We start from the raw sequence: 19,655 nt of genomic DNA, 5'->3' as shown, positions 1-19,655 counted from the left end.
ATCCGGGGAGGACGGGAACGGACCGATTTCGAACCGCCCATATAGGAAAAGGGGGCGGCTTTGTGAAGGGGGTCAGGTGAAGAGATGCCGCTCCGCCCTGATCGCCGCGACCAATCGGTCCAGCTCGGCGCTGCTGTTGAACAGGGCGGGCGTCACGCGAAGCACTGGCCCGGATGCGAGCCCGGCCTTGGCCACCACCAGCAGGCGATATTTGTCGAGGAACAGCTTGGCCGCCTGTTTGGCGCCATCCGGGCCTTTCATGCCGGGCAGGCGGAAACCGGTGACGGCGCCGAAGCGGCCGGCCTCCTGTGGCACCAATATCTCCAATCCGGCGATGTCGCGGACCCGCTCGACCCAATAGTCGCGCAGCCGGACGAGATGACGATATTTCGCTTCCAGTCCGATCGCATCCTGCACCGCGATGGCGCGCGGGATGGTCAGGCGGGCGGCGAAGTCGACCGTGCCGGTCGGGATGCGCGCGCGAATATCCTCCGGCCCATGGATGCGGTTGCCGAGCCAGGGGGAAATGTCCTGCAGCCGGTCCTTGCGGATATAGATGCCGCCGGTGCCGAGCGGCGCGGCCAGCCATTTGTGCAGCGAGAAGCCGATGAAGTCGGCGCCGGTGTCCTCGACCGTGAAGGGCAGGTGGCCGACGGCCTGGGCGCTGTCCAGGATCACGTCGACGCCCCGTGCCTTGGCCATGGCGACGATCGCCTTGACCGGCGGCACCAGCCCGTTGCGGTTGGACAAATGGGTGAGCAGCAGCAGCTTCGCGCGCGGCGTTTCCTTCAATATCCTGTCATAGGCGGCCAGGATATTCGCTTCCGTATGCGGCTCGGGCAGGCTGAAGCGGACGATGCGGGCGCCCCGGCTCTGCTCCAGATAGTCGCAGGCAAATTGCATCTCGTCATAGTCGACATCGGCATAGATCACCGCGTCGCCGGCCTTGAGCAGCGCATAATTGGCGATCAGCGCATAGAGCGCCTCGGTGCCGCCGCCCGACAGCGCGATCTCCTCGGTCTGCGCGCCGAGCAGCTTTGCCACGGCCGCGCGCGACCGGTCCAGTTCGGCGTCGCGCGGATGACCGGGCGCGGCATTGCGCAGGAACAGCGAATTGTTGCGGTTCACCCATTGCGAATAGGCGCGATAGCTGGCCGCCACCGGCCGGGTCATCGCGCCATAATAGGCCGCGTCGAAGGTCGCGAAATCCCGCTCCACGTCATAGAGGGGCAGCAGTGCGCGCTGTGCCGCCTCGAAATCCGCCATGTCGCCGGTGAAGCGGAAGGGCGCCTCGTCGGGCCAGCCATCTGACGGTCCGGTCGTGGCCGCAACCGCGCCATCCAGCCCCAGGCTGACACCGAAAGTGACACCCAGCGCGCCGCCTGCCCGTCCGATAAAGCCCCGCCGCGTAACCATCTTGCCCCCGAAGAATGTCGTGATTTTATACCATAACGTAATCGCGCACGAAATCCGCCAGCAGCATCCGCATCAGGAGCCGGATGGCGTTGCGGGTGTCACCTTCGGTGTCACGATCGGCGGCGCGGTGGGTGGGGCCGGTGCAATCTTGACCGTCTCGAACCGCTCCTTTCGCCGCACCCCGTCCAGCGAAGGCAGGATCACGGCGGCTGGCGGCGGTGCTGGCGTGACAGTCGGCACGCGCTGCCGCATGCATTCGGCCTTGGTCGGGCGGGGGAACTGGCTGCAGTTCCACAGCGCGCGTTGCAATCCGTTGCCGACATAATGGATATAGGCGAAGCTCATCGCCTCAAGCTGGGCGTCGTTGAGCGGAAGGCCGGTCGGGACGGCGCCGCCGCGCCAGCCCATGATCCGGCATTCGGGCCGGCCGGCACAGAAGGTCTCGGCCAGCGCGGGCCAGCTTTCCGGCGGGCTGCTGCGATTGAGTTCGACCAGGAAGCTGCGCCCGCCCGGTGCGATCGCGATCAGCCGGACGCCGCCGATCGTCTTGCCCAGTGAGTCCGATCCGATGGCGCGTTCCGGCCTGGCGGCCAGCGCGGCGGCGGCTTCGGTCGCCAGGACCGGCGGCATGCCCGGCAGGCCGCTGCCCGGCAGGCCCTGATGCGCGGCGGACAGGCGGGCGATGCGGGCGATCAGCGGCTCGCCACCGGCTTCACCCAGGCGGAAGGCAGGCGGCGTGCCCCACCAGCCGCGCCACCGAAAGAACAGATGCGTGCCGACCGCTGTGATCTTGTCCAGACTGCCGCTCCAATAGGGCACGACCCAGTCGGTATGATAATGGGTGGCATAGCCGACCGCCTTGAACACCTTGCCGGCCAGCGCGCCGCGGGCAATCTCCCGCGCCCGTGCCCAGGCGCCGATGGATGGCGTGCGGGCCAGTGCGCCGTCGCAGGTGAAGGTGAACTGGCAACCGGTGGTCCGTTCCTGCCCCTGGAACACCACGCCGCAGACAGTCTTGGGGAAGGCCGGGTGGCGCACGCGGTTGAGCACGACCTGTGCCACCGCCTGCTCGCCGACAGCATCGTCGCCCGCTTCGTAAAGCTGGGCCGCCGCCAGGCAGTCCGTGGCGCGGGCAAGGTCTGTTTCCGATCCACGGAACAGGAACGGCCGGGCCGACGGATTGGGATCGCGGGAAAAGGGGATCTGGGCGTTGAGGTCGCGGGCCTGTTCGGGGCCGAGCGCGAAAATCGCGACGGGTTCGACGGCGGGCGGCGGCGTTGCCGGTCGGCGCTGGCGGGCGGCTGCAACAGCCGCCAGCCGGCGGCCCTGCGCCACCTCATCGCCAGCGCGCGGCCGGCTTTCCCAGCCGGCCACCGCCATGGGCAGACCGACGAACAGCAACAGCCATATCAGCCACATCGCGCGATGCGGCTGGTCAGGGAAAGTGTCGCCGGTCATGCCCTAGGCTTTGTGCCGTTTATTCGGGCAGGAAGTCGGGCACCGAGAGATAACGTTCGCCGGTGTCATAATTGAAGCCCAGAACGCGGCTGCCCGCGGGCAGTTCCTTCAGCTTCTGCGCGATCGCGGCGAGCGTGGCGCCCGACGAGATGCCGACCAGCATGCCTTCCTGGCTGGCGGCGCGACGGGCATAGTCCTTCGCATCGGCCGGATCGACCTGGATCACGCCGTCCAGGATCTGGGTGTGCAGGTTCGCCGGGATGAAACCGGCGCCAATGCCCTGGATCGGGTGCGGGCCGGGCTGGCCGCCGCTGATGACCGGCGACAGGGTCGGCTCAACCGCATAGACCTTAAGGTTCGGCCACTGCTTCTTCAGCACCTCGGCAGTGCCGGTGATATGGCCGCCCGTGCCCACGCCGCTGATCAGCACGTCGATCGGCGCGTCGGCGAAATCGGCGATGATTTCCTGCGCAGTGGTGCGGACATGGACGTCGATATTGGCGGGATTCTCGAACTGCTGCGGCATCCAGCTATCGGGCGTCTGCGACACCAGTTCCAGCGCCCGTTCGATCGCGCCCTTCATGCCCTTTTCACGCGGGGTCAGGTCGAAACTGGCACCATAGGCCAGCATCAGCCGGCGGCGTTCGATCGACATGCTTTCGGGCATGACCAGGATCAGCTTGTAACCCTTGACCGCGGCGACCATGGCCAGGCCCACGCCGGTATTGCCCGACGTCGGCTCGATGATCGTGCCGCCCGGCTTCAGGTCGCCCGATGCTTCGGCCGCCTCGATCATGGCCAGCGCGATGCGGTCCTTGATCGACCCGCCGGGGTTCGACCGTTCCGACTTGATCCACACTTCAGCGTCCCCGAACAGCCGGTTGACCCGGACATGGGGGGTATTGCCGATGGTATCGAGAATAGTGGCAGCTTTCATTGGGCCGTCTCCTGGCTGATGTCCGCCTCCCTTAAGTCGGGTGGGTCGAAAGTGCGTGCAAGGCGCAGTTCGGGAAAGAGCCGCGCCCAGAATATCGTGACGAGAATGGCGCCGACGCCACCCCCGATGACCGCAGCGATAGGCCCAACGAGCGCCGCAAGGAAGCCCGATTCCGCTTCGCCCAGTTCATTGGACGCGGATATGGTCAGTTGCGACAGGCTGGAAACGCGGCCGCGCATCGCATCGGGCGTGTGCAGCTGCACCAGCGACTGGCGCACGAACACCGACACCATGTCGGCGCCGCCCAGCACGATCAGCGCGGCGATCCCAGCCTCCACCGCAATGTCGCGCGGCAGGAAGGCGGTGCAGCCGAAGGCGATCGTGGCCAGGCCGAACAGGATGACCGCCGCCAGCATCTTGAGGCCGACCTGCGTCTTCATCGGCCGGAAGGAGAACCAGAGCGCTGTCAGCGCCGCGCCGATCCCCGGCGCGATCGCCAGATGGCCATAGCCGGTCGACCCGACATGCAGGATGTCGCGGGCATAGACGGGCAGCAGCGCGGTCGCACCGGCCAGCAATACCGCGAACAGGTCCAGCGTGATCGTCGCCAGCACCAGCCGGTTGCTCTTGAGGTAGGTGAAGCCGTCGATCATCTGGCGGATCGGATGGCGGCCCTGCTGGCGCGGCGGCTGGGGCACCGGCCCGATCATCATCATCGATATCAGGCCGACGCCGAACAAGGCCGCCGACAGCGCATAGGCGGCCCAGGGCTCGATCGCATAGGCATAGCCGCCCACCGCCTTGCCGAGGATGTCGCCGGTCTGCCAGGCGACCGACGACAGGGCGATGGCGGTCGGCAGCACGGCAGGCGGCACCAGATTGGGCGCCAATGCGCCATAGGCCGGCCCGTTGAAGGCGCGGGCGATGCCGACGATGACCGCGATGCCGAAGATCAGCGGCAGGCTGACCCAACCCTCATAGGTGGCGAAGGCCAGCACGGCTGCGGCGAGCATCAGCAGCGCCAGCGTCAGCCGGGTGATGATCCGCCGGTCAAAATGATCGGCCACCCAGCCAGTCACCGGCGTCAGGAAGAAGAGCGGTAGGAACTGCGCCAGGCCGATGAGGCCAAGCTGCGCCGATGCCGCGCCCGTGCTCATCGTCTCCCGCGCGACATTATAGGCCTGCCAGGCGAGCAGGATCATCATGCTGTACTGCGCCAGCGTGGCGCAGAAACGGCCGACCAGATAGGCGCGGAAATTGCCGAAATGGAGCGGGTGGGGTGCAGCAGCCGAGGAAGACATGGCCGCGCTCTAGCCTTATCCCGTGGCGGATAGCAACGGGCCGGACATAATCGACCGGCCCCTTTCCATCCTTATTTGAACAGACTGCCCAATATGCCGCGCACCAGCTGGCCGGCGATGCCACCGCCCGAGGATTTGCGGCTTGATCCGCCGAACACGGCACGGCCCAGTTCGTTGGCAACCTGGCGGCCGACCGAGGAGGCGGCGGAGCGGGTCGCCGACTGGACCGCCTTGTCGAAGCCGCTGGGCTTGGCTGCCTCGCGCGCGGCGGCGGCATCGCGCCGGGCCTGCTCCTTCAACTCCTGTTCGCGCTGCTTGGCCTCGACCTTGGCCTGGGCGGCAGCGGCCTTGTCGGCTTCGGCCTTGGCCTTGGCGGCCTGCGCGGCGGCAGCGGCGGCCTCGCCGCGCGCGGCCAGGATTTCCTCGGCGGATTCGCGGTCGACGGCGGTGTCATATTTGCCCTCGCAGGGCGAGATCGACTGGATGATCGCCCGCTCCTTGGCATCGACCGGGCCGAGGCGCGAGCGGGGCGGGGCGATCAGCGTGCGCTGGACCACGCCCGGCGCACCATCTTCCTGCAACAGCGATACCAAAGCTTCACCGGTCTTGAGTTCGGTGATCGCGGTTTCGATGTCGAGATCGGGGTTGATGCGGAAGGTGTCGGCCGCGGCCTTGATCGCCTTCTGGTCGCGCGGGGTGAAGGCGCGCAGCGCATGCTGGACCCGGTTGCCGAGCTGGCTGGCAATGGCTTCGGGAATGTCGATCGGGTTCTGGGTAACGAAATAAACGCCGACGCCTTTGGAACGGATCAGGCGCACGACCTGCTCGATCTTGTCCTGCAATGCCGCCGGCGCGTCGTCGAACAGCAGATGGGCCTCGTCGAAGAAGAAGACCAGCACCGGCTTTTCCGGATCGCCCACTTCGGGCAGCGTCTCGAACAATTCGCTCAGCAACCAGAGCAGGAAGGTGGCGTAGAGCTTCGGGCTCTGCATCAGCTTGTCGGCGGCGAGGATGTTCACATAACCGCGCCCCTTGTCGTCCACCTTCAGGAAGTCGTGGATGTCGAGCGCGGGCTCTCCGAAGAAATGGTCGCCGCCCTGGGTTTCGAGCTGGAGCAACTGGCGCTGGATCGCGCCGACGCTGGCCTTGGTCACATTGCCGAAACGGGCCGACAGCGTATCGGCATTTTCCGCGCAATAGGCGAGCATGGCCTGCAGATCGCCCAGGTCGAGCAGCAGCAGCCCTTCCTCATCGGCATATTTGAAGGCGATGTTGAGCACGCCTTCCTGCGTGTCGTTAAGGCCCATCAGCCGGGCCAGCAGCAGTGGCCCCATCTCGCTGACCGTGGTGCGGATCGCATGGCCCTGTTCGCCATAGAGGTCCCAGAAGATCGCGGGATTGTCGGCATAGCTGTAATCGGCGATGCCGATTTCCTTGGCGCGCGACACCAGCTTGTCGGCATTCTTGGCGGTCGGCGAACCGGCCATCGAAATGCCCGACAGGTCGCCCTTCACATCGGCCACGAACACCGGGACGCCGAGCGCCGAGAAGCTTTCGGCGATGCCCTGCAACGTCACCGTCTTGCCGGTGCCGGTGGCGCCGGCGATCAGGCCGTGGCGATTGGCCCGGCGCAGGTTCAGATATTGGGGGATGCCGCCGTCCTTTTCGGGCGCGCCCAGACCAAGGAAGATGCCGTCGCTCATGGGCTTATGCTCCTCAAAAACGGGTCGGGCCGCGCCCGCCGGACTGTCTGCTCCTTCTTAGAAGGGAGGCAGGCAATCCGGCAAGCGCGGCCCGTAACGATTGTCGCTTTCGCTGACTTACTTGTCGCGCAGGCGGATTGGCAGGAACAACGGCGCCTGGCCGCGACGCAGCACCTGCAGCAGGATGGCGTTGCGACCCTGGGCCGACACCGCCTTCACCTGTGCATCCAGATCCGCCTGGGTCAGCACCGGCCGGTTGTTGGCCGACAGGATCACGTCGCCGCGACGCAGGCCCTTGGCACCGGCATCGGTCGACCCGTCAACGGCAGTGATGACGATGCCGCGGGTGTCGCCGGCAACGCCCAGCTGGCGGGTGATGCTGGGGGTCAGCGGGATGGCGGAGATGCCCAGCGACTTCTGCGCTGCCTGGGTATCGCTGCCCTGGTCGCCCTGCTGGCTGAAATCATCATCCTGCTGCTGGGCGAAGTTATTGAGTTCGTCTTCGCTCGGGCGCTCGCCCACGACCGCGTTCAGGGTCATGCGCTGGCCGTTGCGCAGCAGCACGATCGGCACGCTCGACCCGATCTTGCTGTTGGCGACGATCGACGACAGATTCTGGTCCGGCGTCACTTCCTGACCGGCGACGCTGACGATCACGTCGCCCGCCTTGATGCCGGCCTTTTCGGCGCCTTTGCCAGGCTCGACGCCCTGCACGAACTCGCCGCGATTCTTCGCGAGGCCGAGCGAGTCCGCCATATCCTCGCCCAGCGGGCTGATCTGCACGCCCAGATAGCCGCGCTTGATGCTTTGGCCCTGGCGCAGCGTGTCGACAATCGGCGCTGCCTGTTCCGAGGGGATGGCGAAGCCGATGCCGACATTGCCGCCCGAAGGCGACAGGATCTGGCTGTTGATGCCGATCACGTTGCCGCGCATGTCGAACATCGGACCGCCGCTATTGCCCTGATTGATCGAGGCGTCGGTCTGGATGAACTTGTCATAGGTGCCGCCGGTGCCGCGATGCACGGCGGAGATGATGCCGGCGGTCACGGTGCCCGACAGGGCGAAGGGATTGCCGATCGCGACGACCCAGTCACCGACGCGCGCCTTGGTGCTGTCGCCGAACTTGACGAAGGGCAGGGGCTTCTTCGCGTCGATCTTCAGCACGGCAAGGTCGGTTGCGGGATCGCGGCCGACCAGCTTGGCGGGATATTCTTCCTTGTTGGTCATGGTGACCGTGATGCTGTCGACGCTAGCGCCTTCCGCACCGGCCGACACGACGTGATTGTTGGTCACGATATAGCCATCGGCCGAGATCAGGAAGCCCGAGCCAAGCGACTGGGCCTGACGGGTCTGCGGCTTGCCGCCGCCACCCTGGCCGAACAGGTCGCCAAAGGGCGTGCCGGCGAAGGGATTCTGCACGGTGACGCGCTGCTTGGTCGAGATGTTGACCACGGCCGGCTGCAGCTTTTCGACCATGTCGGCCAGGCTGGCGGGCGCGCCGGCGGGGGCAGCGGCCTGCAGGCCTTCATTCTGGGCGGTCTGCGCGCCGACATTGGAACTGGTCGTGACGGCGATGGCGGTGCCGCCGAGCAGCAGGGCGCCGGTGATGGCATAAGCGTAACGCACTCGTGACGGTCCTCTTCAGAAATTCGGGAGCGGGAAGGGCGGGACTCTCGGGGAGCCTTATCGATGCGCCGCCCTGCCTTAACCGATATTGAATGACACTGGTTCCGTAATGATCCTGAAACCTGCTGTTAGCGGCCCTGGAACTGCTTCAGGAACTCATTGTCCTTCGACAGCACCATCGTCGTGCCGCCCGCCCGATCCGGGGCGAAGGTATAACGATAGGCCTGCATGGCGCGATAAAAGTCATAGAAATTCGCGTCCTTGCCAAAGCTTTCCGCATAGATGCGGGCGGCATTGGCGTCGGCTTCGGCGCGAATGATCTGTGCCTGCTTCAGGCCCTGGGCGCGGATCGTCAGCGCTTCCTGCTGGCGCGCGGTGCGCATGCGGGTGAAGGCGCTTTCCAGCGGCGTGCCGTCGGGCAGGTCGGCGCGCTTGATCCGCACGTCGACGATCTCGGCGCCATATTGGCGCGCGACCCGGTCAAGCCCGGCCTCGATATTCTGCATCACCTGGCCGCGCTCGGGGCTGAGCAGCGCGGCGAAAGGCCGCTTGCCCAGTTCGTTGCGCAGTGCCGAGCCCAGGATCGGGCGCAGCGCGTCCGACACCTTTTCCTCGCTGCCGGCGGAAATATACATGCGCAGCGGATCGACGATGCGATAGCGGGCAAAGGCATCGACCTGCAGGCGCAGTTGGTCGGTCGAGAGCACCTGCTGGCGCTCCATCTCGACCGAGAGCACGCGCTTGTCGATCCAGACGATCTGGTCGAAGAAGGGCACGCGCAGGATGACGCCGGCGCCGGTCTTGCCGAAATCCTCGTTCGGGCGATAGCGGTTGATGATCTGCTTGGGCTCGCCGAAGCGGACGATCACGCCCTGTCGGGTTTCCGGCACGATGGTGACGGTGCTGCCGACCAGGATCAGCAGGATGATCGCGCCGATGGCGAGGGCGATGGGATTGCGCAAGCTCACTGGCCTTCCTCCGTCGCATTGGCAGCCGACTGGGGTGTGCCCTGGGCGCGCCGCTTGAGTTCGGGAAGGGGCAGGAAGGGGGTGACGTTGCCGCTTTCGACGATCGTCTTGTCGACGGTGGACAGGACACCCTCCATGGTTTCGTAATACATGCGCCGGCGGGTCACGTCGGGTGCCAGCCGATATTGTTCATAGACCTTGTCGAAGGCTGCGGCTTCGCCCTGCGCCTTGGCCGTGACCTGCTGTGCGGCGGCACGGGCCTCGTTCAGATAGGTCTGGGCGGTCTGCTGCGCGGCCGACACTTCCTTGAAGGCGTCGTTGACGGCAGCCGGCGGATCGGCCTGCTTGATCGCCACGCCCTGGACACGGATGCCCGACTTGTAGCCGTCGAGAATCTCCTGCATCCGCTGTTCGACCTGCTGCTCGATCTCGGTGCGACCCGCACCCAGCGCATCGTCCAGGCTGACGCTGGCGACCACCGAGCGCATCGCGCTTTCGGCGACTTCGCGGATCGATGCATCCGGGTCGGCCAGCTGGAACAGATAGAGTTCCGGATTGCGGATGTTCCAGCGCACCGAATAGGCCAGGTCGACGATATTCTGGTCGCCGGTCAGCACCAGATTTTCGCTCTCCGCGCTGGCCGAGCCGATGTCGATCGTGCGGATTTCCTCGACATCGACCGTGCGCACCGCCTCGAACGGGGCGGGCAGGGTCAGGCTGATGCCGGGCGAGAGGGTGCGGCTATATTTGCCGAGCAGGGTGACGACGCCGCGTTCCTGCGGGCCGACCCGGTGGAAACTGGTCAGCACCAGCCACAGGACGACGACAATGCCGACGGCAATCGGCCACAGCGCCCGGCCGTTCGCGCGCGGCGGCAGGCCACCGAAGCCGCCGCCCTGGCCAAAGCTTTCGCGGCTCTTGCGCAGCAATTCCTCGATCGCGGAAGGGGATTTTGCGCCGGCCGGCTTGCCGGGCTGGGTCCAGGGATTGCGCGGGCCATCACTGCCCCCGCCGGACCCGTTCTTGCCCGGTCCGTCATTGCCCTCAGGCCCGTCACCCTTGCCGCCCCAGGGACCCTGGGCCATGGCGCTCGCGATGCCGGGCATCCACCCGAATAATCTTCTCATGTCATCTCTATAGGAATGGCTGCACGCGAAAAACAGTGCCCTTAACGACGATTATTGCCTAGAGGCCCCAGTCATGACCGATATCGATGATTTTGCCGCCCGCCTGAAGACGCTGACCGATGGCCGTGCCAGCGCGCCGCGGGTGAAGGATGGCGTCATGACCCTGGCGCTCGACGTGGGCGGTCTGGCGCCCGAACGGCGCGATGCCGTGGCGGCCGCCATCCGCGAGGGCGGCCTGATGCTGCCGGGCGTCACCGACGTGCGCATTGCCATGACCGCCGAACGCCGCGCACCGCGCATCATCGCCGTGGCGTCGGGCAAGGGGGGGGTGGGCAAGTCGACCCTGTCGGCCAATCTCGCCATCGCTTTGTCGCGGTTGGGGCACAAGGTCGGTCTGGTTGATGCCGATATCTATGGCCCGTCGCAGGCGCGTCTGCTCGCCAGCGAGGACCAGAAGCCGCAGGCGCGCGAAAAGCGCCTGTTCCCGGTCGAAAGCCCGCTCGGCATTCCGATGCTGTCGATGGCGCATCTGGTCGATCCGGGCAAGGCGCTGGCCTGGCGCGGGCCGATGGTCGGCAATGCGCTGGGGCAGTTGATCGACGCCGACTGGGGCGACACCGACCTGCTGGTCATCGACCTGCCGCCGGGCACTGGCGACATCCAGCTGACCATGCTCCAGAAGCACAAGCCGGCCGGTGCCGTCATCGTCTCGACGCCGCAGGATCTGGCGCTGATGGATGCGACCCGCGCGATCAGCCTGTTCGAACAGGCGCAGGTGCCGATGATCGGCCTGGTCGAGAATATGGCCGGCTATGCCTGCCCGCATTGTGGCGAAGTGTCCGACCCGTTCGGCTGTGGTGGCGCGGAAGCAGCGGCGGGAGAGCTTGGCCTGTCCTTCATCGGCCGCATTCCGCTGGCGATCGACATTCGCAAGCGCTCCGACGCGGGTGATCCGCCGGCGGCTGGCGAAGGGCCGCATGCCGATGCCTTCCGCGCCGTCGCCGAAAAGGTCGCGGCCTGGCTGGCGAAGGCCGCCTGATCAGAGGCTGAGGTGCAGAAACTGGTTGAAGGCGCTCGCGCGATAATCGCCGAACGCCTCGCCATTGCCGAAGCCGTGCCGGCGATACAGCGTCAGCGCCGGATCGAAGGCGGGGCCGCTGCCGGTTTCCAGGCTGAGCCGGGTCATGCCGCGCTGCCGTGCCTGCCCGATGATATGGCGCAGCAGCGCTGCGGCCACGCCCCGGCGCAGATGATCGGGATGGGTGCGCATCGATTTGAGTTCGCCCTGGCCGCCGCCCAGATCGCGCAGCGCGGCGACGCCGGCGATGCTGTCGCCATCCCAGGCGGTCCAGACGCAAATGTCGGGCTGCTGCAATCCTGACAGGTCGAGCGCGAAGACGCTTTCTGGCGGCGATTCCGCCTGCATGCCGGCCAGATGGATGGCCAATAGCGCGCGGGTCGGTGCGCCGCTCAGATCGTCTTCGCGAATATCGAACATGGGCAGGGTCTAGCCGTGGCGCGTGCGGTGCGCCACGGCCAAGTCCGGCTTATTTGACGTTGATCTCCAGCGACGGGTCGACCATCGACCGACGCGGTGCTGGCCGGGCGGCCGGCAGCGGCGCAGCGCGGGGTGCGGGCGTATAGCTGGCGGGGATCGGTGCCGGCTGGCCCGGCATGGGCGCGGGGCGGCGCGGCGGCGCCAGCGCGATCTCATTCTGGGTGAAGGCCTGCAGTTCCCGGCCCGCCGGGATGATAGCCGTCTTGCCGGTGATGAAGCCCGCGAACACGCCGGCCGCGATCACGCCACCGATGGTTGCGGCGGTATTGCCTTCGCCCTCCTGGCGGAAGCTGCCCTTGATCGGGATGCGGCGCCCGGCGACTTCGATATAGCGCAGCTCGATATTCATCTTGCCCGACTTGCCGAAGGCGCCCTTGCCGGTCAGCCAGGTCACTTCGCCCACGGCGCGGGCGTTCATCGGGATGACGACATAGCCATCGACCATCACCGGGTCGGCGACCGACAGGTCGAACATCGACCCTTCCTTGGCGGTCTTGCTCGACAATTCGCTGTTCATGCGCAGCATGACGGCGGTGTTGGCGGGCAGGACCATGGCCGGACTGGCCTCGGGCGGCTGCATGACGGGCAGCGGCGCATCGGCCTGTGCCAGCAGCGGCTGGGCAGTCGCGGACATGATGGCAAGCGCGGTAATGACGACAGACTTCATCTCAGACCCCCTGAATGCGGCCCGTCCCCACCGGCCGGCGCGAATCGCGCATTGCCCGGCCTAGCTGGACGCTGCTTAGGAATTGGTTAGGAGCGGGGCGCGCCAGGCCCCTTGTTCGCGCCTTCGCCCTGCCCATATCGGGGATTAGAACAGGAGGACCGCCATGCCGCTCACCGCCGCGCAGGATATTGCCGATCTGCTCAACGAAACCCGGACGATCGCGCTGGTCGGTATTTCCGATCGCCCCGACCGGCCGAGCTATAGTGTGATGAAGACGCTGCAGGATCATGGCTATCGGGTGCTGCCGGTCAATCCGCAGATCGCCGGCGAACATGTCCATGGCGAATTTGTCTGGGATCGGCTGTCGGACATTGGCGTGCGGATCGACATGGTCGATATCTTCCGACGCAGCGAGGTCGCGGGCGAGGTGGTGGACCAGGCGATCGCCGCTGGCGCCAAGTCGGTCTGGATGCAATTGGGGGTGATCGATGCCGATGCCGCGGCGCGGGCCGAAGCGGCGGGCCTCAAGGTCGTGATGGACTATTGCCCGGCGATCGAGATCCGGCGGCTTGGCCTTGCGCCGATCGCGGCGGATTAGCCCTAGGCAGCACGGCCCCGCGCCTCTATCAGCAAGGCCATGGCGCGGGCACCGTTGAAACGACGCAAAGACAGAGGTTTGAGCGATAGAGGTGTGAGCCGTCGCACGCTGCTGATCGGTGGCGGTGCGGCAGCGGGACTGGTTCTGGCCTGGGCGGCCTGGCCGCGCAGCTATCGGCCCAATCTCAATGTCGGGCCGGGCGAACAGGTATTCGACGCCTTCCTCAAGATCGACCGGGCGGGGCAGGTGATCGCCATCGTGCCGCAGACCGAAATGGGGCAGGGGGTGTCCACCATCCTGCCGCAGATATTGGCGGACGAACTGGGCGCCGACTGGCGCACCGTCGCGGTGCAGAGCGCGCCGATCAGCCCGCTCTATGCCAACGGCCTGCTGGCGCGTGACTGGCTGGCGAGCGACTGGACCCGCGTGGCGGGCGATGCCGGCACCTGGGCAATCGACCAATATGCGACGCGCAGCGCGCTGATGCTGACCGGGGCGGGCACGTCGGTGCCGATGTTCCATGATGCCTATCGTAGGGCCGGTGCGGCGGCGCGCGTGCTGCTGTGCAAGGCGGCGGCGGCGCGCTGGGGCGTGCCCTGGGAAAGCTGCGACATCCAGAATGGCATCATCACCGACGGCGCGGAGCGCAAGCTGCGGCTGGGCGATGTGGTGGAGGATGCCGCCGGTTTCACCTTGCCCGACATCCTGCCCTATCGACAGGGCAATGACGGCCGGCTGACCGGGCAGGATCTGCCGCGGCTCGACACCCCGTCCAAGATCGACGGCAGCCATAATTTCGCCGCCGACATCCGCCTGCCCGACATGGTCTTCGCCTCGATCCGGCAGGGGCCGATCGGCGACGCCGTGCTGAAGGATGCGCGCGATGCCGAGGCGCAGAAGGTCACCGGCTTCCTGAAACTGGTCCGCACCGAGCGCTGGATCGCGGCGGTCGGCACCAACTGGTGGGCGGCGAACCGGGCGCTCGACCTGATCGATCCCAGCTTCACCCTGCGCGGCACGCCGGTCGACAGCGGCCGCATCGATGCTGCGCTGGAGGATGCCTTTTCCGGGGATGCCGGCCGGCGTCTCTATGTACAGGGCGACCTGCTGCCGGTGTTCGAGAAGGCGACGATCCTGGCCAGCGAATATCAGGTCGATCCCGGCCTGCATCTGGCGCTGGAGCCGATGTGCGCGACGGCGCGGGTGACGGAGGAGGGCGCCGAAGTCTGGATGGCGACGCAGGCGCCCGCGCTGGCCCGCGCCGCGATCGCCGATGCGCTCGGCCTGTCGGACAGCGCGGTGACGCTCTACCCGCTCCATGCCGGCGGCGCGACCGGACGGCATATGGATTGGGAGGCGGGCGTGCAGGCGGCGCTGATCGCGCGTGATGTTAGCCGCCCGGTGCAACTGCTCTGGTCGCGGCTGGAGGATGTGATCCAGGATCGGCCCGGCGCGCCGGCCCATGCCCGCATGGCGGCCAAGCTGGGCCGTGGTGGGATGGTCGAGGGGTGGCTGGCCAAGGTGGCGGCCCCCTGTGCCATGACCCAGACCTGGTCGCGCATCGCCCATGGCAAGCTGCCGCATGAGGCGGCCGCCGAAGCGGGCGACAAGGCGACCCGGCTGGCGGTGGCCGGCATGGTGCCGCCCTATGCCATTCCGAACTGGGCGGTGGATCATTATCCCGCTGACGTTGGCCTGCCGCTCGGCTTCATGCGCGGCAATGCGCATCTCCATGGCGCCTTTTTCACCGAATGCTTCCTGGATGAACTCGCCCATCTGGCGGGGATCGAGGCGATGTCCTTCCGCATCCAGATGCTGGGCGGCAATCCGCGCTTGGCGCATTGCCTGTCCACCGCCGCAGCCATGGGCGGCTGGCAGGGTGGCATTGCCGGCAGCGGTCAGGGGATCGCCGCGCATATGATGAACGGCGCCTATGCCGCCGTGATGGTCGAGGCGGGGATCGAGGGCAGCAAGCTCAGCGTCCGGCGGATGGTTGCGGCGGTGGATTGCGGCGATCAGGTCAATCCCGATATCGCGCGGCAGCAGATAGAAAGCGGGCTGATCCATGGCCTCGCGCTCGCCATGGGGGCGTCGGTGCCCTATGCCGGTGGCATGCCGACGCGCGCGATGCTGGGGCGGATGAACCTGCCGCGGCTGGGCGACATCGGAGAGATCAGCGTGGAACTGATCCGCAGCACGGCCGATCCGGCCGGCGTCACCGACCTTGGCGCGCCGCTCGCCGCGCCGGCGATCGCCAATGCGCTCTTCACCGTCACCGGGCAGCGATTCCGCAGTCTGCCAATCATGGGAAATGGCTGATGCCTGACAGCGAAATTGACACTCGAACGCCATCGCGCGTCGGCGTGTTGCTGATCAATCTCGGCACGCCCGACGCGCCCGATGCCAAATCGGTGCGCCGTTATCTGGCGGAATTCCTGTCCGACCCGCGCGTGGTGGAAATTCCGCAGATTATCTGGCAGCCGATCCTGCGCGGCGCGGTGCTGACGACGCGGCCGAAAAAGTCGGCCCATGCCTATCAGCAGGTGTGGATGCCCGGCGGATCGCCGCTGGCGGTCTATACCCGCGAGACGGCGGAGGCGTTGCAGCAGGCGATGGGGCCGGACCTGATCGTCGACTGGGCGATGCGCTATGGCAATCCGTCGATCGCCAGCCGGCTCCAGGCGATGATGGCGCAGGGTTGCGAGCGCATCCTTCTGGCGCCGCTCTATCCGCAATATTCCGGCGCGACCACCGCGACCGCGCTGGACAAGGCCTTTGCCGCGCTGGCCGACATGCGGCTGCAACCGGCGATCCGCACCCTGCCGCCTTATTATGCCGATCCCGACTATATCGCCGCGTTGAAGGCGTCGATCGACGGCCATCTGGCGCAGCTCGACTTCAGGCCCGACGCGCTGCTCGCCAGTTTCCATGGCATGCCGGAACGGACGCTGAAGCTGGGCGACCCCTATTATCACCAGTCGGTGGAGACGGTCCGGCTGCTCGATGCGGCGATGGACCTGCCCGTCCATATGAGCTTCCAGTCGCGTTTCGGCCGGGCCAAATGGCTGGAACCGGAGACAGAGGCGACGCTCACCAGATTGGTGAAGGAAGGTGTCCGGAACATTGCTGTCGTGACACCCGGATTTTCGGCAGATTGTCTGGAAACCCTAGAGGAAATCGGACTTCGCGCGAAAGAAGTTTTTTTAGCGGAAGGTGGCGAAAAATTTGCCTTTTTGCCCTGTCTAAACGCATCCCCCGAAGCTATCACCCTCTACCAGCGGCTGGTCGGCCGCGAGCTTTCAGGATGGGTGGACCAGAGGGTCTAGCACAGGAGAGGACAGGCGCATGTCGAGAGTAGCGATCGTGACCGGCGGAACCCGCGGTATCGGGGAAGCCATCAGCCTGGCACTCAAGGAAATGGGATATACGGTTGCCGCCAACTATGCCGGCAACGAGGAAAAGGCCAAGGCCTTCACCGACGCCACCGGCATTGCCAGCTTCAAATGGGACGTCGGCGATCATCAGGCCTGCCTGGATGGCTGCGCTGCGGTGGCGGAAGCGCTCGGCCCGGTCGACATCGTCGTCAACAATGCGGGCATCACCCGTGACGGCGTGCTCGCCAAGATGAGCTTCGACGACTGGAACGAAGTCATGCGCATCAACCTTGGCGGTTGCTTCAACATGGCCAAGGCGACCTTTGGCGGCATGCGCGAGCGCGGCTGGGGCCGGATCGTTAATATCGGTTCGATCAACGGCCAGGCCGGCCAATATGGCCAGGTCAACTATGCCGCCGCCAAGTCGGGCATCCACGGCTTCACCAAGGCGCTGGCGCAGGAAGGCGCCAAATATGGCGTCACCGTCAATGCGATCGCGCCCGGCTATATCGACACCGACATGGTCGCCGCCGTGCCGGCACCGGTGCTGGAAAAGATCGTCGCCAAGATCCCGGTCGGCCGTCTGGGCCAGGCGCATGAGATCGCGCGCGGCGTCGCCTTCTTCTGCAGCGACGAAGGCGGCTTCGTGACCGGCAGCACGCTGTCGATCAACGGCGGCCAGCACATGTATTGATGGCCAAGGGCGACGCTTCCGATGGCGCAGCCGCGTCCGGGGCGTCGCCCTTTGCCCCTCCGGTCAAGCGCAGCGTGACCATTGCCGGGCACCAGACCGCGATCAGCCTGGAGCCGATTTTCTGGCAGGCGCTGCGCGATGCCGCGGCCGAGGCCGAATTGCCGATCAATGCGCTGATCGCCCGCATCGACGTGACGCGGATGGCGGCCGACGATCCCCCCAATCTGGCCAGCGCGATCCGCTGCTGGCTCTTTGCCCGCGTCCGGACACAGGATTCGCCGCCGGGCTGAGCGTCTCCCGCCGCTTTCCCTTATTGCTATAGCGTTTCTTCCGCACTTCTGCGCCGGGGCGAAATAGGCTAGGGCGCTGCGAATGAAATTGATTCGCATTATGGTCCGCTGTATCGCGGACCGGGGCTGACGGACGGAGGACGGGCAATGCTGCAGGCGGCACAGGGCAGGGCGGAGGTCTATGCGACCGATTTCGCCGATGTCGGTGACGATCGTCCGATGCCCGTTGCCAGCGGGCGTGCCATCGCTGTTCCGGCCGAACGCTATGGCGCCCGGCGCGGTCCGAACCTGCCCGCCATTGCCGCCATCCTGGTCGTGCATGCGCTGCTGATCGGCGCGCTGATCCAGGTGCGCAATCATGTCGTCCGGGCCGAAGAGGCGAAGCTGACGGTGGTGAACCTGTCGCCACCCCCGCCACCGCCCGCCGCCGAAGCGCCCCCGCCGCCGCCATCCCAGCCGCAGGTCGTGGCGCCGCCGCCGATCGTCCAGACGCCGGTGCCGCCGGTGCAGATCGCCACCACGCCCGATCCGATCCCCGCGCCATCGCCGGTCGCCGTGTCGGCCCCGCCATCGCCGCCGGCCCCTGCCGCGCCGGTCATGGCTGCCGCGGCCCCTTCGGTCGTCCAGGCGGGCGATATCGGCGCGCAGATGGTGTCGGGCAAGCCGCCCCGCTATCCGATCGACAGCCGGCGCAAGCGCGAGCAGGGCACCGTCGTCCTGGTGCTGGTGGTCGGCACCGACGGCGGTGTCGAGAGCATCGGCATCGCCCGCAGCAGTGGTTTTGCGCGACTGGATGATGCCGCGCGCGATGCGGTGAAGCATTGGCGCTGGCGCCCGATCATCCGTGACGGTCAGGCCGTGCGGGTGAAGGGCGTGGTCGAAATCCCCTTCGTCATCCGCACCGACAAGGTCTGACAGACAGGGCCTGACAGACAGCGCCTCACCGGCGCGCCTCGCCCGACCGCAGGCCCAGGCCATCCCGCCCCGGAGTATCCTTCATGCTGATCGTCATTCCCGACCTGATCGATGCCGCCGGCGTCGCCCACATCCGCGCGCTGATCGATGCCGCGCAATGGGTCGATGGCAATGTCACCTCCGGCCATCAGTCGGCGCTGGCCAAGCGCAACCTGCAACTGCCCGAAAGCGCGCCGGAAGCGCGCCAGGCGGGACAGATGATCCTCGATGCGCTTGGGCGATCGCCCCTGTTCATCGCCGCCGCGCTGCCGCTCAAGATCTTTCCGCCTTTGTTCAACAGCTATGCCGGCGGGCAGGCGTTCGGCACCCATGTCGACAATGCCGTGCGCATCCAGGCCGGCACCGGCTTTCGCGTGCGATCCGACCTGTCGATCACCGTCTTCCTGGAGGAGCCGGAAAGCTATGAGGGCGGCGAACTGACGATCGAGACCAATTTCGGCGTGCAGCAGGTGAAGCTGCCGGCGGGGCAGGCGGTGCTCTATCCCTCCTCCTCGCTGCATCGGGTCGAACCGGTGACGCAGGGCCGGCGCGTCGCCAGCTTCTTCTGGATGCAGTCGATGATCCGCGACGATGCCGCGCGCCAGATGCTGTTCGATCTCGACAGTTCGATCCAGCAACTGGCGCTCGATCGCGGCCATGACGATGCGCAGGTGATCCGCCTGACCGGCGTCTATCATAATCTGCTGCGCCGCTGGGCCGACGCCTGAGCCTGCTGCCCGTTTTGACTATAGCTAACTGACTGGCAATTATAGCGAATCTATAGCCGTCACGCCGCGCGTACGGACGCTGGCTCGCCGCACATGTCGTTCGTCGGCGCTGGTTGCCCTTTGGTCGAAAGCCCGCATGTCACGCCCTGCCGTCCGGAAAAGCCGTTTGACCTCATCTGTCCGGCTCGCAATGATCCGCGCCATCCACGCGGGGGGTGCCAAGGGGGTGGCCTTCGCGACAAGACAGACCCGCGAT

The 19,655-nt window shown here is 66.6% G+C and carries 18 protein-coding genes; 8 read left to right on the top strand and 10 right to left on the bottom strand.

Features of this window, described 5'->3' with window-relative positions; genetic code table 11:
* Nucleotides 1–72: 72 nt before the first annotated feature.
* The 8 genes from HH800_RS17530 to hflK all read right to left on the bottom strand — a co-directional run bounded on the left by HH800_RS17530 (nucleotide 73) and on the right by hflK (nucleotide 10,536).
* A complete protein-coding gene (locus tag HH800_RS17530; RefSeq protein WP_169861864.1) occupies nucleotides 73–1,416 on the bottom strand; it encodes an aminotransferase class V-fold PLP-dependent enzyme in 1,344 nt (447 codons plus the stop codon).
* 72 nt (nucleotides 1,417–1,488) lie between these two features.
* Complete coding sequence (locus HH800_RS17525; RefSeq protein WP_169861863.1) at nucleotides 1,489–2,874, bottom strand: cell wall hydrolase; 1,386 nt, start codon at nucleotides 2,872–2,874, stop codon at nucleotides 1,489–1,491.
* A 19-nt stretch (nucleotides 2,875–2,893) separates the two neighbouring features.
* Nucleotides 2,894–3,811, bottom strand: a complete 918-nt coding sequence (gene cysK / locus HH800_RS17520) for a cysteine synthase A (protein WP_010338110.1) — start codon at nucleotides 3,809–3,811, stop codon at nucleotides 2,894–2,896.
* Nucleotides 3,808–5,112, bottom strand: coding sequence for an MFS transporter (locus HH800_RS17515; protein WP_037508247.1), 1,305 nt, complete (start codon nucleotides 5,110–5,112; stop codon nucleotides 3,808–3,810). The genes cysK and HH800_RS17515 overlap by 4 nt, the downstream gene beginning before the upstream one ends.
* A gap of 71 nt (nucleotides 5,113–5,183) precedes the next feature.
* A complete protein-coding gene (locus tag HH800_RS17510; protein WP_169861862.1) occupies nucleotides 5,184–6,815 on the bottom strand; it encodes a helicase HerA-like domain-containing protein in 1,632 nt (543 codons plus the stop codon).
* Nucleotides 6,816–6,932: 117 nt separating this feature from the next.
* Complete coding sequence (locus HH800_RS17505; protein ID WP_017500403.1) at nucleotides 6,933–8,441, bottom strand: Do family serine endopeptidase; 1,509 nt, start codon at nucleotides 8,439–8,441, stop codon at nucleotides 6,933–6,935.
* A 128-nt stretch (nucleotides 8,442–8,569) separates the two neighbouring features.
* Nucleotides 8,570–9,409 carry a protease modulator HflC gene (gene hflC, locus HH800_RS17500; RefSeq protein WP_004208464.1) on the bottom strand — a complete coding sequence of 280 codons (840 nt, stop codon included), beginning with the start codon at nucleotides 9,407–9,409 and terminating at the stop codon, nucleotides 8,570–8,572.
* Nucleotides 9,406–10,536 carry an FtsH protease activity modulator HflK gene (gene hflK, locus HH800_RS17495; RefSeq protein ID WP_169861861.1) on the bottom strand — a complete coding sequence of 377 codons (1,131 nt, stop codon included), beginning with the start codon at nucleotides 10,534–10,536 and terminating at the stop codon, nucleotides 9,406–9,408. Before hflK ends, hflC begins: the two co-directional genes overlap by 4 nt.
* A gap of 73 nt (nucleotides 10,537–10,609) precedes the next feature.
* Here hflK and HH800_RS17490 point away from each other — a divergent pair, with 73 nt between their 5' ends.
* Nucleotides 10,610–11,575 (top strand): Mrp/NBP35 family ATP-binding protein, encoded by a 966-nt coding sequence (locus tag HH800_RS17490; RefSeq protein WP_037508243.1) that lies wholly within the window; start codon nucleotides 10,610–10,612, stop codon nucleotides 11,573–11,575.
* Here the strand turns inward: HH800_RS17490 and HH800_RS17485 are convergent, their stop codons facing one another.
* Nucleotides 11,576–12,034 carry a GNAT family N-acetyltransferase gene (locus HH800_RS17485; RefSeq protein ID WP_169861860.1) on the bottom strand — a complete coding sequence of 153 codons (459 nt, stop codon included), beginning with the start codon at nucleotides 12,032–12,034 and terminating at the stop codon, nucleotides 11,576–11,578.
* A gap of 49 nt (nucleotides 12,035–12,083) precedes the next feature.
* The gene (locus tag HH800_RS17480; RefSeq protein WP_169861859.1) at nucleotides 12,084–12,761 is read right to left on the bottom strand and encodes a hypothetical protein; all 678 of its coding nucleotides are present in this window, start codon (nucleotides 12,759–12,761) and stop codon (nucleotides 12,084–12,086) included.
* A gap of 163 nt (nucleotides 12,762–12,924) precedes the next feature.
* On the opposite strand from HH800_RS17480, the gene HH800_RS17475 reads away from it, so the two are divergent.
* From HH800_RS17475 to HH800_RS17445, 7 genes are all read left to right on the top strand, one after another.
* On the top strand, nucleotides 12,925–13,359 hold the full coding sequence (locus HH800_RS17475; RefSeq protein ID WP_169861858.1) for a CoA-binding protein: 435 nt from the start codon (nucleotides 12,925–12,927) through the stop codon (nucleotides 13,357–13,359).
* 39 nt (nucleotides 13,360–13,398) lie between these two features.
* A complete protein-coding gene (locus HH800_RS17470; protein ID WP_169861857.1) occupies nucleotides 13,399–15,678 on the top strand; it encodes a molybdopterin cofactor-binding domain-containing protein in 2,280 nt (759 codons plus the stop codon).
* A complete protein-coding gene (gene hemH, locus HH800_RS17465; RefSeq protein ID WP_169861856.1) occupies nucleotides 15,678–16,685 on the top strand; it encodes a ferrochelatase in 1,008 nt (335 codons plus the stop codon). Before HH800_RS17470 ends, hemH begins: the two co-directional genes overlap by 1 nt.
* A gap of 19 nt (nucleotides 16,686–16,704) precedes the next feature.
* Nucleotides 16,705–17,427 carry an acetoacetyl-CoA reductase gene (gene phbB, locus HH800_RS17460; protein WP_004208456.1) on the top strand — a complete coding sequence of 241 codons (723 nt, stop codon included), beginning with the start codon at nucleotides 16,705–16,707 and terminating at the stop codon, nucleotides 17,425–17,427.
* Nucleotides 17,427–17,717: a ribbon-helix-helix domain-containing protein gene (locus HH800_RS17455; protein ID WP_004208455.1), complete on the top strand. Its 291-nt coding sequence runs from the start codon at nucleotides 17,427–17,429 to the stop codon at nucleotides 17,715–17,717. The genes phbB and HH800_RS17455 overlap by 1 nt, the downstream gene beginning before the upstream one ends.
* A gap of 147 nt (nucleotides 17,718–17,864) precedes the next feature.
* Nucleotides 17,865–18,632 carry an energy transducer TonB gene (locus HH800_RS17450; RefSeq protein ID WP_169861855.1) on the top strand — a complete coding sequence of 256 codons (768 nt, stop codon included), beginning with the start codon at nucleotides 17,865–17,867 and terminating at the stop codon, nucleotides 18,630–18,632.
* 83 nt (nucleotides 18,633–18,715) lie between these two features.
* Nucleotides 18,716–19,399, top strand: a complete 684-nt coding sequence (locus HH800_RS17445; RefSeq protein ID WP_010335919.1) for a Fe2+-dependent dioxygenase — start codon at nucleotides 18,716–18,718, stop codon at nucleotides 19,397–19,399.
* Nucleotides 19,400–19,655 lie beyond the last annotated feature (256 nt).

The organism is Sphingobium yanoikuyae (assembly GCF_013001025.1).
GTDB classification, from domain to species: domain Bacteria; phylum Pseudomonadota; class Alphaproteobacteria; order Sphingomonadales; family Sphingomonadaceae; genus Sphingobium; species Sphingobium yanoikuyae_A.
The sequence above is the reverse complement of the archived record's forward strand: the minus strand, read 5'-3'. Positions and strand labels throughout refer to the sequence as shown.

What these genes read in the sequence shown, in the direction of transcription:
- HH800_RS17530 (WP_169861864.1), bottom strand. Translation starts at nt 1,416, where the DNA reads ATGGTTACGCGGCGGGGCTTTATCGGACGGGCAGGCGGCGCGCTGGGT.
- HH800_RS17525 (WP_169861863.1), bottom strand. Translation starts at nt 2,874, where the DNA reads ATGACCGGCGACACTTTCCCTGACCAGCCGCATCGCGCGATGTGGCTG.
- cysK (WP_010338110.1), bottom strand. Translation starts at nt 3,811, where the DNA reads ATGAAAGCTGCCACTATTCTCGATACCATCGGCAATACCCCCCATGTC.
- HH800_RS17515 (WP_037508247.1), bottom strand. Translation starts at nt 5,112, where the DNA reads ATGTCTTCCTCGGCTGCTGCACCCCACCCGCTCCATTTCGGCAATTTC.
- HH800_RS17510 (WP_169861862.1), bottom strand. Translation starts at nt 6,815, where the DNA reads ATGAGCGACGGCATCTTCCTTGGTCTGGGCGCGCCCGAAAAGGACGGC.
- hflK (WP_169861861.1), bottom strand. Translation starts at nt 10,536, where the DNA reads ATGAGAAGATTATTCGGGTGGATGCCCGGCATCGCGAGCGCCATGGCC.
- HH800_RS17490 (WP_037508243.1), top strand. Translation starts at nt 10,610, where the DNA reads ATGACCGATATCGATGATTTTGCCGCCCGCCTGAAGACGCTGACCGAT.
- HH800_RS17485 (WP_169861860.1), bottom strand. Translation starts at nt 12,034, where the DNA reads ATGTTCGATATTCGCGAAGACGATCTGAGCGGCGCACCGACCCGCGCG.
- HH800_RS17480 (WP_169861859.1), bottom strand. Translation starts at nt 12,761, where the DNA reads ATGAAGTCTGTCGTCATTACCGCGCTTGCCATCATGTCCGCGACTGCC.
- HH800_RS17475 (WP_169861858.1), top strand. Translation starts at nt 12,925, where the DNA reads ATGCCGCTCACCGCCGCGCAGGATATTGCCGATCTGCTCAACGAAACC.
- HH800_RS17470 (WP_169861857.1), top strand. Translation starts at nt 13,399, where the DNA reads ATGGCGCGGGCACCGTTGAAACGACGCAAAGACAGAGGTTTGAGCGAT.
- hemH (WP_169861856.1), top strand. Translation starts at nt 15,678, where the DNA reads ATGCCTGACAGCGAAATTGACACTCGAACGCCATCGCGCGTCGGCGTG.
- phbB (WP_004208456.1), top strand. Translation starts at nt 16,705, where the DNA reads ATGTCGAGAGTAGCGATCGTGACCGGCGGAACCCGCGGTATCGGGGAA.
- HH800_RS17455 (WP_004208455.1), top strand. Translation starts at nt 17,427, where the DNA reads ATGGCCAAGGGCGACGCTTCCGATGGCGCAGCCGCGTCCGGGGCGTCG.
- HH800_RS17450 (WP_169861855.1), top strand. Translation starts at nt 17,865, where the DNA reads ATGCTGCAGGCGGCACAGGGCAGGGCGGAGGTCTATGCGACCGATTTC.
- HH800_RS17445 (WP_010335919.1), top strand. Translation starts at nt 18,716, where the DNA reads ATGCTGATCGTCATTCCCGACCTGATCGATGCCGCCGGCGTCGCCCAC.